This is a genomic window from Flavobacterium sp., from assembly GCF_043720215.1.
Taxonomy (GTDB): Bacteria; Bacteroidota; Bacteroidia; order Flavobacteriales; family Flavobacteriaceae; genus Flavobacterium.
The window spans coordinates 1-16,138 of sequence record NZ_JAYSSZ010000045.1 but is presented as its reverse complement, the minus strand read 5'-3'; the positions used below and the strand labels follow the sequence as shown (position 1 = coordinate 16,138).

Here is a 16,138-nt window from a genome sequence, read left to right as displayed (position 1 = left end):
ATTGGCATTTTTATGTCCATTAAAACTAAATCTACAGCATCATTACTTCTACATATATCTATAACTTCCTGTCCGTTTTTTGCTCTTAGTATTTTATATTTTTTTAATTTCATTATTTTTTCTAGCAACAAGTAATTTATGTTATCATCTTCGGCGATTAAAATTGTTTCGTTTCCTGTTGATTCGTCAGAAGATATTTCAACTGTTTTTGGCGACAAAATCATGATTGATTTATCAAATATAAGTGGGATTACGAACGAAAATCTAGAACCAACTCCAACTTTTGATTTTAGTGAGATTGTACCACCGAGCATTTCGACATATGCTTTTGAAATGGCTAATCCTAACCCTAAACCACCAACTTTTATGTTATAATCTCCTTCTATTCTTCTAAATCGATCAAATATAATTTCTTGATGTGCTTTATCAATACCTAAACCTGTGTCGTTTATTGTGAATGAAATGGTTGAGCTTACTTCATTTACCTCATATCCAAAGGTAACAAATCCGTGTTCGGTAAATTTTACTGCATTAGTAATTAAATTAATTATAATTTGTTTCAACTTAATTTCGTCAGTTAAAATTCTATCTAAAATAGGTTTACTAGGTTTTATTAGTTCAAAATCTATTTCTTTATCTTTAGGAATAGTAATTTTTATTGCAGTATACAATTCATTTAAGCAAGATTCTAGATTTACTCCTGTATAATTTGGTTTAATTTGGTTGGCATCTATTTTAGACATTTCAACAAGGTCATCAATTATAGAAACTAGATTACTACCACTTTGAGTAATTACTGACAAGTATTCTAATCGCTCTTCATCGTTTAGCTTAGTATTATTTAGCAAGTCCGAAAAACCAATAATAGCATTCATTGGAGTTCTAATTTCGTGTGATAAATTAGTTAAAAAAGCTGATTTAAGATTATCACTTTCTTCGGCCTTTTGTTTAGAAAATTCGAGTTGCTTTTTTTGTTTTATATTTTCTTCAAACATATTTCCTATGTATCCAAATTCGATCGAGCTATTTTTTAGTGATTTAACTGCTTTTTTATTTCCCGTTTCTAGAACTCGAGTAATTAATTTTAGTGGTTCATGAATCCATATTTTTGAAAAATAAAAATGAAAAAACAGGCCAATTACAAAGGCTGTTAAAAGTATATAAAGTATATTTTTTGTGGATTTGAAATTAACATTCAAATTTCGTTTGAATGTTAATTTTTCAATAATATCTCCTTTCCAGTTTAATAAATAAGTGGTTTTTATAATTGATCTATAATCGACGATAGTATCATTTATACCTAAAAAACTGATTTTCGAACTGCTTATTTTTTCTAGTTTACTAAAATAACCTTTATCTAAAACCCTAGCCATAAAAAAGTAACCCGAAGGTTTTGTTTTATTTTTTAATGGGTCGTTCGAAGAATGAATTGTAGCGCCATAAACCTCAACTATTCCCTGAGGCAATTTTATATAAAACTTTACTATTTTATTTTTATATAGTTTTTGGAAAACTCCTTTAGGTATAAAATCAGTTATATTTATTTTATCAGAAGAAGATTTTATGATAAAATTGGATTGTAAATCGTAAATTGCTACATAATCAACATTATATAATTCAATATAGGTTGACACAGAATCATCAAACCATTTTTTATCTTTGACTTTTATAAAATTTACAAGTTCATCCCAAAAAGTAATGTCTTTTATTGTAGTTATAATTCCTTCTGAATTAAGTATCAATAATGAATTAATCTCATTATCAAACTGCTCTTTAGATGATTTGTAAATTTGTTCTTCCTGTTGTAAAGTGTAATAATATAAAGAAAAAAACAAAAGAAAAAAAGCTATACTAGATATAACATTAGAATATACAATTTTTTTATAGGTAGAAATGTTTTTAAATTTTATCATAAAAAAATACAGTCTGGGGAAATAAGCAATATAAATTTAATTAAAAAAATTAATAAATTAGCACTTAATGAATTAAATTAGAAAATAATAGATTACATAATCATGGTAATTTTAAGAAAAAACCAAAAGCCCAAAATTTCTTAACGTATTTATTGGTTTCGAGTACCAAAATAATTCGAAATCATCAAACCTATTTTCAAAATCAGTTTTTAATGCTGAAAAAGTTATTTTTTTGTCATTATGTACCGAAATTACTTCTAAAGTTTTAAGCAACCAATCGCCTTTTTCTTTTTCAATATCAATTACGAAAGTTTCTTTTTTGTCATGAAAAGTCATTTTTATCATTTCCCAAGAGTTTCCTTTTTTAGATTTTGTAAAGATTTCTGTAAGTGGATTTCCTCCTATCCAAACGATTTTTGCCGATGGTTTTATATTAAAATTTTTCTCTTTTTCTAAGGAATTATAAATAAAATCGGGTTTAATTGTTGTTTTAGGAATCTTAAAATCGAACCAATCCTGTAAGGTATAATCAAAACAAATTCCGTGCATATAATTAAACAATGATTTCTTTAATCCGAAACTAAACTGGTCATGATTTATCCCTGTTTTGTCAGTAAATTGAATGTCGTTATTAGCAAAAGTGATTTCATTCGTTTGCGGAATTACGCCAAATTCGTCAGGAAACATTCCTACAGGACTATGAGCAGTCATCGCAAACTGATGCCAAAAACCAGACTGTAAAACACCCAATTCGAACAACTGACGAACCATTTCTAGACTATCTACTGTTTCCTGAATAGTTTGTGTAGGATAACCATACATGAGGTAAGCGTGAACCATAATTCCGGCTTCGGTAAAGTTGCGGGTTACTTGAGCTACCTGCTCGACAGTTACTCCTTTTTTTATGAGTTCTAACAACCTGTCGGAAGCGACTTCTAGTCCACCTGAGACAGCAATACAACCTGAAGCTTTTAGCAAAACACACAAATCTTGAGAGAAACTTTTCTCGAAGCGAATGTTTGTCCACCAAGTGACAACTAATTTTCGTTTAATGATTTCTAACGCTAATTCACGCATTAAAGCTGGCGGTGCGGCTTCATCTACAAAATGAAATCCGTTTTCACCAGTTTGCGCTATGAGTTCTTCCATTCTGTCTACTAATGTTTTAGCCAGAATGGGTTCATAAACTTTTATATAATCTAAAGAAATATCACAAAACGTACATTTTCCCCAGTAACAACCATGTGCCATGGTAAGTTTATTCCATCGACCATCACTCCATAGACTGTGCATTGGATTGGCAATTTCTATAACCGAAATATATTTGTCTAGTAATAAATCCGAATAATCTGGAGTACCAACTTCGCTTTGCTTGTAATCTTTTTGAAGGGTATTGTTTTTGTAAACGACTTTATTGTTTTCGAGAATAAATGTTCTTTTGAATTCAGTTAATAAGACTCCTCTTTTGTTGGAATAACAAATAGAACTATGTAATAGTTCGAGTGGTAGTTCTCCGTCATCTAAAGTAATAAAATCGAAGAAATTAAATACTCGAACATCTGTAAGAGAACGTAATTCGGTATTTGGGAAACCGCCGCCCATGGATATTTTTGTCTCAGGAAAATGACTTTTAATAAACTGAGCGCAACGAAAAGCACTATATAAATTTCCTGGAAATGGTACCGAAATACAAACCAATTTGGGTTGTACAACTTCAATTTTTTCGTTTAATATTCTTAAAGTAATCGTATCGATATAAGTTGGTTCCTTTTGCAAATGCGAGTACAAATCATCAAAAGAATTGGCACTTCGGCCCAAACGTTCGGCATAACGACTGAATCCGAAATTCTCATCGATACATTCGACAATAAAATCTGATAAATCCTCGAGATATAATGTGGCTAAATATTTAGCTTTGTCTTGCATTCCCATCGACCCAAAAGCCCATTCCATATCATCTAACTGCTCAAACCTAAAGGCTTCTGGTAAGAAATCTCCTGAACAAATTTGTCTTGCTAATGTTGGGTTATTACCTTGTAGAAACGCAATAACTGAATCGATAGTTTTTATATATTCGTCTTTCAAGGCAAATATTCGTTGAATATTTGGAGAATTTGACTGGCAACTTTTAGCAAATAAATCTTCTAATCCTTTTTTTGAAAACAATTCGAGAATGACTTCAATTCCTATATCCATCTGAAAAGCCGAAATGTTTTTGGTATTCAAAAATCCTTTTATATAGGCTGTCGCTGGATAGGGCGTATTCAGTTGTGTAAAAGGCGGTGTGATAAGAAGAATGTCTTTCAAAAGAAATATTTTTACAAAGATAATTTTTATTTATTGGAAACTGAAATTTGAGTATTTTTACAAAAAAATAAATTATGCCAACCGATTGTATTAGCTATCAAAAATCAGGATATTTTTCTAAATTAATTATAGATTATTTAGATAAAAAATCAGAATTAGAACAGTTGTACAATCGTTTTCCTACTATTGAAAACTTCAAGAAACAAATTGAAGAAAAAGAAATAAATTTCAACGGCAATGACAATTTCAAAAGACAAGTTTTAGTTTCAGAACTACAAAATCAGTATTCAGAAATTGAAGTTTCGGAGTTGACAAAACAAAATATTTTGCTTTTAAAAGATTCCAAAACCTTTACCGTTACTACCGGTCATCAACTTAATTTGTTTACTGGCCCATTGTATTTTTTGTATAAAATTATTTCTACTATCAATTTATGTAAGGAATTAAAAAATAATTATCCCGAATATAATTTTGTTCCTATTTACTGGATGGCGACCGAAGATCATGATTTTGAAGAAATAAACCATTTCAATTTTAAAGGTAAAAAATTCAGTTGGAATACCGAATCGAAAGGTCCAGTTGGAAGATTATCTACCGAAGGTTTAACTGCTTTTTTTGATGTTTTTAAAGCAGAACTTGGTTCTAGTAATAATGCAGAATATTTAAAAAAACTATTTTCTGAAAGCTATTTAAAACAGTCAAATCTTGCTGACTCCACTCGTTTTTTAGCTAATGAATTATTTGGTGAATATGGCTTGGTTATCTTAGATGGAGATTCTTCAGATTTAAAAAAAACATTCATACCATATATAAAAGACGAGTTATTACATCAAAATTCGAACAAAAAAGTTCTAGAAAGTATTGATAAACTTAAGAATTATTCAATTCAAGTAAATCCTAGAGAAATTAATCTTTTTTATATTGAAAACAATCTTAGAGAGCGGATAATTTATGAAAACGGAAGCTACAAAGTAAATAATACAAGTATTGAATTCACTGAAACTGAAATTTTAAATTTGGTTGAAACAAATCCAGAAAAATTTAGTCCAAATGTAATTTTACGACCTTTATATCAGGAAGTGATTTTGCCCAATTTAGCTTATATTGGTGGTGGTGGCGAGATTGCTTACTGGTTAGAGCTAAAAGCAATGTTCGCTTTCCATAAAGTAACATTTCCAATACTATTAGTTAGAAATTCGGTAGTATTAATCGATGAAAGACAAGAAAGTAAAAGAAATAAGCTGAACTTGACTTGGGAAGAATTATTTACTAAGCAAGAGGAATTAACCTCAACGAAAACAAAGTTTTTTTCAGAATTCACCATTGATTTTTCAGAACAGAAAGAACACTTAAAAAAACAATTTGAAACGTTGTATAAAATCGCTCTTAAAACCGATAAATCATTTATTGGAGCTGTAAAAGCACAAGAAAAAAAGCAGCTAAACGGTTTAGAAAATTTAGAAAAAAGACTCTTAAAAGCTGAAAAAAAAGTTCATGCAGCACAATTAGACAGAATTATTCAACTTCAAAACGAATTGTTTCCTAATCAAAGTTTACAAGAACGAAAACTAAATTTTTCAGAGGTTTATTTAGATCAGGGAAATTTATTAATCGAGAATCTAATAGATAGACTAAATCCACTTTCAGGGAGTTTTTCAATCGTCAATCTGTAACTTAATCGATTTTAATGCCATATTATCGATAAAAACTTGTTTTTGTTAAAAATAATTTTATTTTTGCGCATTAATTTTACAATTTAATGACGATTTAATAACATGAACAAAAAATACCTACTTACTACGATAGTACTATTATTAACAATTTTAGCCACGTATTCCCAATCAAAAAACCCATTGTTACAATTGAAAAAAGTTGATGGAGGAACGTTTATGATGGGATCAAAAGATGATAATCGTATTGCAGAAAATGATGAGCAGAAACAACATAAGGTTAATGTAAGCAGCTTTCAAATAAACAAATTAGAAGTTACCGTTTGGGAATGGAAAGATTATTGCAAGAAAACAAAGAAAAAAATGCCTCTTAAACCTGTTTGGGGCTGGAATGACAACAATCCTATTACAAACATTACTTGGTTTGATGCCGTAAATTATTGCAACTGGTTAAGTAATTATGATGGATTAAAACCTGCATACACAGTTGCTGGACCAAACTACAATTGCGATTTTACTGCAAATGGTTACAGATTACCTACTGAAGCAGAATGGGAATTTGCTGCTAAAGGTGGAAACAAAAGTAAAGGTTTTATTTTTTCTGGATCAAACACAGTAACTGACGTAGCATGGTTTGTAAAAAACAGTAATGGAAAACCACACTCAGTTGGTACAAAAATGCCAAATGAATTAGGTATTTATGACATGAACGGAAACGTTTGGGAATGGTGTTGGGACTGGTATAATAAGGATTATTACAAAAATGAAGACGGAAATAACCCAACAGGACCAATACGTGGTGATAAAAAATCTGTTCGTGGAGGTTCATGGGACAGTCAAATAAATTATCTAAGGACTGCAAACAGAATTAGTACTTCACCAGAAAGAACAAATGAGTTTTACGGATTTAGAATAGCCAGAACAGTAAATTAAAATATTCTAGAAAGCAGGCTGTAATTTTTAGAAAAAAAAGACTAGTTTTGCACCAAATTTAAAAAAATAAAAATGGCAACGAATAGAACATTTACAATGATTAAGCCTGATGGTGTTGAAAACGGACACATTGGTGGAATAATCAACATGATTACTGAAGCTGGTTTCAAAATTGTATCAATGAAATTGACTCAATTAACAGTGGCTGATGCTCAAAAATTTTATGCGGTACACGCTGCAAGACCTTTTTACGGAGAATTGGTAGAATTTATGTCTAGAGGACCTATTGTTGCTGCTATTTTAGAAAAAGAGAATGCAATCGAAGATTTCAGAACTTTAATAGGCGCTACAAATCCTGCAGATGCTGCCGAAGGAACTATCCGTAAGAAATATGCAACTTCTATTGGAGAAAATGCAGTTCATGGTTCAGATAGCGATGAGAATGCTACTATTGAAGGTGCTTTTCACTTTGCTGGAAGAGAGCAGTTTTAATCTTATATATAGAAAAAAACAAAATCCCATTTCATTAGAAATGGGATTTTTTTTATGATTAAACTTATCTTAAAACTACATCTTTTACAACTTCCTTTCCCAATTCTTCGTTTATCATTTTTATGATTTTATCTTTCCCATAACTTAATTCTTCTCGGAGCACTGATGAAGTCAATTCTACATATAAAACGCTATTTCGCAAAGCAACACTTCTAGTATAATTATTTACACCATTTCCCATTAGATTTTTCCAAGCATCAATCACAGAAACTTGATTCAAACCTGATTCAAGTTTGTTTGTTTTTATAATTTGATTCAAAATATCTCCTACAACACTCTGATTGCTAATTCGTTTTGCCATTTTATTTATTTGTATTTAAAACGACTTTACTAAAATATAATTTTGATTTGTCCGATGTTTCTAAAACTAATTCTGCCTCAGAAATAGTTTTAATTTCTTCCATGTGTTTTCCGAATTTTGATGTAAATTCGATAAAAACCCCTTCAGACTTATCAATTATTTTTACAGATTCTGATAAGTCATTGACTAAAAAAGTACCATCTGGTTGCCAAGTTACTTTTTTATGAAAGCCTATTTTATTTTTAATTTCAAAATAATCATATACTTCATTTATGGGATAATCCTTTTTATCACCATCAGTATTTACAGCTTTAGTAATTTGCCAGTAGCCATTTAAACCATTTATTTTAGAAATGTCAGCTTTTTGAGAACAACCACAATAAATTACTATCAGGAATAATAAAAATAAAAAATTTTTCATTTTGTAAAAATAAGAATAATAGATTAAACCTTTTTATATATTTATAGTCTTACTAATAAATATTAAAATTATGAAAACATTTTTCTTAACACTAATTACTTTTTTGAGTTTAGCCAGTTGCAATTCTGACGATGCAGTTGTTGTTCCTGATGTTCCAACTTCAGAAGAAACAATGTATTTTCCTGAAAACACTGGGACAATTTGGGATACAAAAAGTATTACATCATTAGGCTGGAATCAAAGTCAAGTACAACCATTATTGGATTATTTAGCTTTAAAAAACTCGAAATCCTTTATGATATTAGTAAACGGAAGAATTGTAATGGAAAATTATTTTAATGGTCACACACAAACATCTCCTTGGTATTGGGCTAGTGCAGGAAAAACTCTAACATCAACTGTCACAGGAATCGCTCAACAAGAAGGATTATTAAATATAAATAATAAAGTTTCTACCTATTTAGGCAATGGATGGACGAGTGCTACATTAGTTAAAGAAAATCTAATTACTTGCAAACATTTACTGTCTATGAATTCTGGTTTAGATGACACTCTTGGTGACGATGTTTCTCCAGCAAACTTACAATATGTTGCAGATGCAGGGACACGTTGGGCTTATCATAATGTCTATGTAAAACTTCAAGATGTAGTTGCGCAAGCTTCTAGTCAAACTTGGGATAATTACTTTAATACAAAGTTGAAAAATAAAATTGGTATGGGAGGCGTATGGATTTCGAATGTGGGCTTAAGTGTTTACTGGAGTGACACTCGAAGTATGGCACGTTTTGGTTTATTAGCTTTAAATAAAGGAAAATGGAAAACAGAACAAATCTTAAATGAAAATTATTTTACAGAAGCAACAAATACTTCACAAACTATAAATCAAGCGTATGGCTATTTATGGTGGCTTAATGGAAAATCTAGCTACCATTTACCACAAAGTCAGTTTCAATATCCAGGAAGTATTATCCCTAATGGAGCTAATGATATGTTTATGGCTCTAGGGAAAAATGACCAGAAAATTTATGTTATCCCAAGCAAAAAAATGGTTGTAATAAGAATGGGCGATGCTGCCGATGCTGTGAATCCAGCTTTATCAGATTTTGATAATGTTTTATGGCAAAAAATAAATGCACTTTATCAGTAAGATAAAGTGCATTTATTATAATTTTTATAGGGTGTTTTATGCTTTAATCCAATCTATTATAGATTCATCTATAGGTAAAGTTTGTGGTGCAACTACTTTATCAAGATGTCCGTTTTCATTAATTAGATATTTCTGAAAATTCCATCGAACACTATTATCTTCTAATCCGTTTTTGTCTTTTTGTGTCAAAAATTTATATAAGTCATGCATATCATTTCCTTTCACAGATATTTTTTCCATCATTGGAAATTTTACTCCGTAATTTTTACTACAAAAAGATGCAATATTTTCATTTGTACCTGGCTCTTGCTGATTAAAGTTATTTGCAGGAAACCCAACAATTACAAAATTATCTTTCTGAAATTCATCATATAAAGCTTGTAATTGCTCGTACTGCGGAGTCAATCCACATTCAGATGCAGTGTTAACAATCATTATTTTTTTTCCTTTCAATGTTGAAAAGTCAAATTCTTTACCTTGAATATCTTTAACTTTAAACTGATATATAGTTTCTCCTGTCATATTTGCTTCTACTATTTCTCTATCAGAAGTTATATTCTTTAAACTCTCTTCTTGATTTTTGCAACTAACTAAAAAAATTAGTGATATAGCACAAAATAATTGCTTCATTGTTTTAGTTTTATTGGTTTTTTGGTTTTATTAAACGAATATAAACATTAATTTAAAATACCACAAAAAATTAATGCTAAAACGTATATATTTTAACATTTAAATTTCTAGACTATAGTATTTATAAAAACATATTTTATCAAAACATGTTAAATAATCTTAAGAATAAATACCAAACAAACATTTTTGAGTATTTTTGTGACTCTTTATAAAAAAGACTCCAAATTTATTATGGAAAAATTGAAATCGGTACTTTTCTCAACAAGATTAATGGCTATGCTATTTCTGGGTTTTGCAATCGCTATGGCTACAGGAACATTTATAGAAAGCAAATACAACACAACAACAGCTAGAATTTTAATATATAACGCTTGGTGGTTTGAGGCTATTATGTTGTTTTTTATGATAAATTTTATAGGAAACATAAAACGTTATCAGTTACTTAAAAAAGAAAAATGGGCAACATTATTACTTCATTTATCTTTTATTTTTATACTTATAGGAGCATTCGTTACTCGTTATATTAGCTACGAAGGAATAATGCCGATACGCGAAGCTGCCACCGAAAACCATTTTTATTCGGATAAGACTTTCTTGTCTATAAATATTGACGGACAATACAAAGGCGAAATGAAACGTCGTACTTTCGAAAAACCAGTTTTGTTTTCGCAAGCAACTCGCAATAGTTTTTCATTAAACGAAAATTTCGATAAAACCCCATTTACGATTGAATTAAAAAACTTCATTATGGGAGCAAAAGAAACCATAAAAGAAGATAAAAACGGAGTAGATTACCTAAAAATGGTCGAATCTGGAGGAGGAACACGACACGAACATTTCCTGAAATCGGGAGAAGTTGTCAATATTCATAATGTACTTTTTTCGTTAAATAAATTTACAAAAGGCGCTATAAATATCAATACAACTTTAGGGGCATATACTATAAACACACCGTTTGAAGGTCAGTTTATGAGAATGGCTGATAAATTGCAAGGAAAAGTCACTAAAGATGCAAGTCAACCGCTAATAATGCGTTCCTTATATAATGTAGGTGGTGCGCAATTTGTTTTTCCTGAACCTGCAAAAAAAGGAAAAATAGGTTACGAATCGAGCAACAATTATAAAGCAAAAGACGAAGATGATGCACTGGTTTTAGCTATAAAATCGGAAGGACAAGAACGAGAAATTACACTTGTTGGTTCTAAAGGAAAAATGGGCGAACCAAAATCAGTAAAAATTGGAAATCTAGAATACACTTTAACATTTGGAAGTAAATCATACGAATTACCATTCAAAATAAAGCTAAACGATTTTCTTGCTCAAAAATATCCTGGAACCGAAAAAAGTTATTCTGCCTTCGAGAGTAAAGTAACCATTGAGGATTCTCCAAAAAAATTTGATGCAAGAATTTTTATGAATAATGTTTTAGACCACAAAGGCTATCGATTTTTTCAAGCTTCATTCGATCCAGATGAAAAAGGAACTGTACTTTCTGTAAGTCACGATTTTTGGGGAACTTGGATAACTTATGTTGGTTATTTCCTTCTATTTTTTGCCATGTTAGCTATTTTATTTACCAAACATTCTCGATTTGCCGATCTAAAAAGAAAATTAGATAATGTTAAGACTAAAAAAGCTAAACTAGTTTCTATATTGGTTTTATTGTTTTCTTTGAATGGTTTTGCACAAGATCATCAAGTTAAAAAACCAACAGAAAAAGAAGTAGATTCATTATTAGATATTCACAAGGTTAGCGAAAAACACGCCGAAAAATTCGGAAGACTAATTATTCAGGATGCAGGTGGAAGAATGAAACCTGTAAACACTTTTTCGTCAGAATTACTTCGAAAAGTGAGCCATTCAGATACGTATTTGAAAATGAATTCAGACCAAGTGTTTTTGTCTATGACAGAATTTCCTCAAGTGTGGTATGAAGTTCCGTTAATATATATTAAACCCGGTAATGATAGTATAAGAAAGATTATTGGAATAGATGCAAAACAAGAATTTGCAAAATTCATCAATTTTTTTGACGAAAAAGGGAATTACAAATTATCTAAATACCTAGATGCAGCCTACAAAGCAGCTAATCCTAACAGTTTTGAAAAAGGTTTTGTAGAAACTGATAAGAAAGTAAATCTGATGAATTCCGCACTTTCGGGAAGCATTCTAAAGATTTTCCCTGTTCCTAATGATCCTAATAACAAATGGGTTTCTTATGCTGAGCTTGGACATGTTGGTTTAAAAGGAATGGATTCTGTTTTTGCTAAACAAATTCTGCATATTTATATGAATTCTTTAGATAATTCAGTTACCAAAAACGATTACAAAGAATCTGATTTTTACCTTACTGGGATAACCAAATTTCAAAAAAAGCATGGAGGTAAAGTAATGCCAAGCGAAGATAAAATTACTTCAGAAGTATTGTATAACAAATATGATGTATTACAAAAATTACCATTTTGGTATATATATGCGGCGATTTTAATGTTGTTTTTTGTGATTCTACAAATATTTAAAGAAACCAAAGCACTAAAATTTGCTGTAAATACCATGCACATTATTATTGCAAGTTTATTTGCTTTACACACTATTGCATTAATCGCTCGTTGGTATATTTCGGGTCATGCACCATGGAGTAATGCTTATGAAGCAATCGTTTACGTGGCTTGGGCAACGATGTTTTTTGGGTTGGCTTTTGACATCAAATCGAAACTAACTGTAGCATCATCAGCCTTTGTAGCTGCCATGATTTTAGCTGCCGCATACGCCAATTGGATAGATCCTGAAATTGCAAACCTTCAACCAGTACTTAATTCGTATTGGTTAATGATTCACGTGGCGGTAATTGTTGCCAGTTACGGACCATTTGCATTGGGAATGATTTTAGGTTTTGTCTCCTTACTTCTTATTTTGTTTACCAATGAAAAAAACAAAGCTAAAATGTTATTGAACATTAAAGAAATTACATACATCAACGAAATGGCACTTACTGTTGGACTTGTCATGCTAACCATAGGGAATTTCCTTGGCGGACAATGGGCAAACGAAAGTTGGGGACGTTATTGGGGTTGGGATCCAAAAGAAACATGGGCACTTATAAGTATTATGATTTATGCCTTTGTGATCCATGCTCGTTTTGTACCTAGTTTAAGAGGAAAATGGATATTTAACCTGATGAGTATGTTTGCTTTTATATCTATTTTGTTTACGTATTATGGAGTCAATTTTCATTTAGTTGGATTGCATTCTTATGCCAGTGGTGAAGCAAAATCATTAGATTGGATTTGGATTTCATTAGTGACAATTACAACAATTGGAGCCATAAGCTATCCTAAATACAGGAAATATTACAAGAAATAGTTTAAATCGAATTAGAAAAAAAATCCTATTTTTGCCTAACCAAACAACACACATATGCTTATTATAGGGATTGCAGGCGGAACAGGTTCAGGAAAAACAACCGTAGTTCATCAGATAATGAATGAGTTACCAGACACTGAAGTCGGAATTATATCACAAGATTCTTACTACAAAGAAACTCAAAATTTAAGCTATGACGAGCGTTCACAAATAAATTTTGATCATCCTCGAGCTATCGATTTTGAATTATTAGTACAACATCTAAAAGACTTAAAAGAGGGAAAAATCATCAATCAGCCCGTATATTCGTTCGTAAAACACAACAGAACAGATGATACCATTTCTACACATCCAAGAAAAGTAATGATTGTTGAAGGAATTTTGATCCTAACAAATCCCGAATTACGCGAATTATTCGACATAAAAATATTTGTTCATGCCGATTCAGACGAACGATTAATCCGTCGTCTAAAACGTGACATTGCAGAACGTGGTCGTGATATGGAAGAAGTTTTAAACAGATACCAAACGACACTAAAACCAATGCATCAGCAGTTTATAGAACCAACAAAAGCATTTGCAGATATTATTATTCCAAACGACAAGTACAACACCGTTGCTATCGATGTAGTTCGAGCAGTAATAAACCAACGAATTTCATAAATAATTTATATATTGTCACCCTGAGCGTAGTCGAAGGGAGGAGCTATTTCCCGCTATCCGTTACAATCTTTTTTTCGGCAAAAAGCCTCAAAAAAGGATTTTCACTGCTATCGGGGCTAAAAACCAGTAAAAATGAACAATCCATTTAAAAACAAATCTTGGTACAAAATCTTACTCAATAAGTACGTTATTGCATCCTTGTTTTTTGTAACTTGGATGCTGTTTCTAGACAATTATTCCTATCTCGATCATCGTGTTCTCAACAAAGAAATAAACGAACTCGAAGACAATAAAACCTATTACCAAGAAGAAATAAAAAAAGACAAAGACCAAATAAAAAGGCTAAAAAATCCTGCACAAATAGAAAAATACGCTCGGGAACAATATTATATGAAAAAAGACAGCGAAGACATATATATTATCGAGTTTGAAGGAGATACTTTAGAGAAAGATAAGAGCTAATAGATTTTTAGATAAAAAATCATACCATATAAACATAAATCAAAAACATTTTGGAAACCAATTTATTCAGCGATTTCGATTCCCTTTCCTCAAAACAATGGAAACAACAAATTCAATTTGAACTAAAAGGTGCAGATTATAATGAAACATTAGTTTGGGAAAGTCCAGAAGGAATAAAGGTAAAACCATTTTATCACAAAGACGAAGATTACAAAACAACAAACATTGTTACTGAAGCGTCAAATTGTACAATAGTTCAAAATATTTTTGTTTTCGATGTCGAAAAATCCATTCGCAAAGCAAATGATTCTATTGCTCGTGGTGCCGAAAGTGTTCGTTTCACAATAGAAAACGAAGATTTAGACATCACAAAATTACTATCCGAAATAGATTTAGGAAAAATTCCTGTTTATTTAAATTTAAAATTCTTATCGGCAAATTTTATTAAAAAAGTAAACGAAATTGCATTGTCTAAAAATGCAATTATTCATTGCTTGGTCGATCCAATTCATCAATTGGCTTATGACGGAAATTGGTTTGAAAGTGAAACAAAAGACAATTTTGAAGTTTTAAATTCAATTTCAAAAGAATGCAAAAATGTTTCTTTCATTACTATAAATGCAACTTTATATCAAAATGCTGGCGCTAATATGGTGCAACAATTAGCCTATACACTTGCTCATACAAACGAATATTTCAATCATATTCAAAACATAAATCAACCCATAACTATCGAAGTTTCGGTGGGAACAAATTATTTCTTCGAAATAGCAAAACTAAGAGCTTTACGACTACTTTTCAATACATTAGCTAAAGAATACAACCACAATTTCGATTGTCATATTCTTGCAACACCAACCAAACGCAACAAAACGTTATACGATTACAATACAAATATGTTGCGTACCACAACCGAATGCATGAGTGCTATTCTGGGTGGTGCAAATGCCGTTGCAAATTTGGCTTATGATGCTATTTACCATAAAGACAATGAATTTGGCGACAGGATTTCAAGAAATCAATTGTTAATATTAAAGAAAGAAAGCTATTTTGATATTGTAAACAATCCAGCTGACGGAACTTATTATATAGAAAATTTAACAGCACAGCTTGCTGAAAAAGCATTACTTTTATTCAAAGAAATTGAAGCAAATGGTGGATTAATAAAACAGCTGAAAGAAGGAAATATTCAGAAAAAAATTCAAGAAAGTGCTCAAAAAGAACAAGATTTATTCGATTCTGGTAAAGAAGTACTTTTAGGAACAAACAAGTATCCAAACAAGAACGACAAAATGAGTCATGATTTAGAATTATTCCCTTTTGTAAAAATAAAACCAAGAAAAACATTAATCACACCAATTATCGAAAAACGATTGGCTGAAAAACTAGAACAAGAAAGACTAGAAACCGAAAAACAACCATAAAACACGAATTATGAAAACCCTATTATCATTCTTAGTATTATTTATATCGCTAACAACTTTTGCACAAGCAAAAAAATTAGAAGCAACTGATAAAGTAACCGGAAAATCCGTTTATTTTGAAGAAGGTCAACGTGTAAAACTGACCACTTCCGATCGAAAAAAAATGGTAGGAACATTAAGCATTACTGACCTACAAACCTTTGCAGTAAATGGTGTTGAAGTCAAAACGGACAATATTAGCAGTATCAAATATTTTCCAAAAGGCGGAAGAGTCGCTAAAAATATTTTTTTAGGAGCAGGAGCTGGATTAGTTGCTAGTTCTGGTGTTGCAGCGGCTTTTAGTAATGGTTCT

At 30.8% G+C, this 16,138-nt stretch carries 14 protein-coding genes; 9 read left to right on the top strand and 5 right to left on the bottom strand.

Annotated elements, in window-relative coordinates:
• Together ACHZC3_RS01940 and ACHZC3_RS01935 are read right to left on the bottom strand one after the other, a co-directional pair.
• A partial coding sequence (locus ACHZC3_RS01940) for an ATP-binding protein (RefSeq protein ID WP_394758191.1) occupies positions 1 to 1,913 on the bottom strand: 1,913 nt, incomplete at its 3' end.
• Between the two features lie 111 nt (positions 1,914 to 2,024).
• Positions 2,025 to 4,220 (bottom strand): B12-binding domain-containing radical SAM protein, encoded by a 2,196-nt coding sequence (locus ACHZC3_RS01935; RefSeq protein WP_394758190.1) that lies wholly within the window; start codon positions 4,218 to 4,220, stop codon positions 2,025 to 2,027.
• Positions 4,221 to 4,294: 74 nt separating this feature from the next.
• On the opposite strand from ACHZC3_RS01935, the gene bshC reads away from it, so the two are divergent.
• The 3 genes from bshC to ACHZC3_RS01920 all read left to right on the top strand — a co-directional run bounded on the left by bshC (position 4,295) and on the right by ACHZC3_RS01920 (position 7,315).
• Positions 4,295 to 5,893, top strand: coding sequence for a bacillithiol biosynthesis cysteine-adding enzyme BshC (bshC, locus tag ACHZC3_RS01930; protein WP_394758189.1), 1,599 nt, complete (start codon positions 4,295 to 4,297; stop codon positions 5,891 to 5,893).
• 102 nt (positions 5,894 to 5,995) lie between these two features.
• Positions 5,996 to 6,823: a formylglycine-generating enzyme family protein gene (locus tag ACHZC3_RS01925; RefSeq protein ID WP_394758188.1), complete on the top strand. Its 828-nt coding sequence runs from the start codon at positions 5,996 to 5,998 to the stop codon at positions 6,821 to 6,823.
• Positions 6,824 to 6,895: 72 nt separating this feature from the next.
• Positions 6,896 to 7,315, top strand: a complete 420-nt coding sequence (locus ACHZC3_RS01920) for a nucleoside-diphosphate kinase (protein WP_394758187.1) — start codon at positions 6,896 to 6,898, stop codon at positions 7,313 to 7,315.
• Between the two features lie 64 nt (positions 7,316 to 7,379).
• On the opposite strand, the gene ACHZC3_RS01915 is transcribed toward ACHZC3_RS01920, so the two are convergent.
• Together ACHZC3_RS01915 and ACHZC3_RS01910 are read right to left on the bottom strand one after the other, a co-directional pair.
• Positions 7,380 to 7,676: a DUF721 domain-containing protein gene (locus tag ACHZC3_RS01915; protein WP_394758186.1), complete on the bottom strand. Its 297-nt coding sequence runs from the start codon at positions 7,674 to 7,676 to the stop codon at positions 7,380 to 7,382.
• Position 7,677: 1 nt separating this feature from the next.
• The gene (locus ACHZC3_RS01910; RefSeq protein ID WP_394758185.1) at positions 7,678 to 8,097 is read right to left on the bottom strand and encodes a hypothetical protein; all 420 of its coding nucleotides are present in this window, start codon (positions 8,095 to 8,097) and stop codon (positions 7,678 to 7,680) included.
• 70 nt (positions 8,098 to 8,167) lie between these two features.
• Between ACHZC3_RS01910 and ACHZC3_RS01905 the strand changes: the two genes are divergently transcribed.
• On the top strand, positions 8,168 to 9,244 hold the full coding sequence (locus tag ACHZC3_RS01905) for a serine hydrolase domain-containing protein (protein ID WP_394758184.1): 1,077 nt from the start codon (positions 8,168 to 8,170) through the stop codon (positions 9,242 to 9,244).
• Positions 9,245 to 9,280: 36 nt separating this feature from the next.
• Here the strand turns inward: ACHZC3_RS01905 and ACHZC3_RS01900 are convergent, their stop codons facing one another.
• A complete protein-coding gene (locus ACHZC3_RS01900; protein WP_394758183.1) occupies positions 9,281 to 9,874 on the bottom strand; it encodes a glutathione peroxidase in 594 nt (197 codons plus the stop codon).
• Between the two features lie 231 nt (positions 9,875 to 10,105).
• On the opposite strand from ACHZC3_RS01900, the gene ccsA reads away from it, so the two are divergent.
• From ccsA to ACHZC3_RS01875, 5 genes are all read left to right on the top strand, one after another.
• Positions 10,106 to 13,237: a cytochrome c biogenesis protein CcsA gene (gene ccsA, locus ACHZC3_RS01895; RefSeq protein WP_394758182.1), complete on the top strand. Its 3,132-nt coding sequence runs from the start codon at positions 10,106 to 10,108 to the stop codon at positions 13,235 to 13,237.
• A gap of 54 nt (positions 13,238 to 13,291) precedes the next feature.
• Positions 13,292 to 13,900 carry a uridine kinase gene (gene udk, locus ACHZC3_RS01890; protein WP_394758181.1) on the top strand — a complete coding sequence of 203 codons (609 nt, stop codon included), beginning with the start codon at positions 13,292 to 13,294 and terminating at the stop codon, positions 13,898 to 13,900.
• Positions 13,901 to 14,032: 132 nt separating this feature from the next.
• Positions 14,033 to 14,362, top strand: coding sequence for a septum formation initiator family protein (locus ACHZC3_RS01885; RefSeq protein WP_394758180.1), 330 nt, complete (start codon positions 14,033 to 14,035; stop codon positions 14,360 to 14,362).
• 50 nt (positions 14,363 to 14,412) lie between these two features.
• A complete protein-coding gene (locus ACHZC3_RS01880; protein WP_394758179.1) occupies positions 14,413 to 15,786 on the top strand; it encodes a methylmalonyl-CoA mutase subunit beta in 1,374 nt (457 codons plus the stop codon).
• A gap of 10 nt (positions 15,787 to 15,796) precedes the next feature.
• The coding region (locus tag ACHZC3_RS01875; protein ID WP_394758178.1) for a hypothetical protein at positions 15,797 to 16,138 on the top strand (342 nt) is incomplete at its 3' end.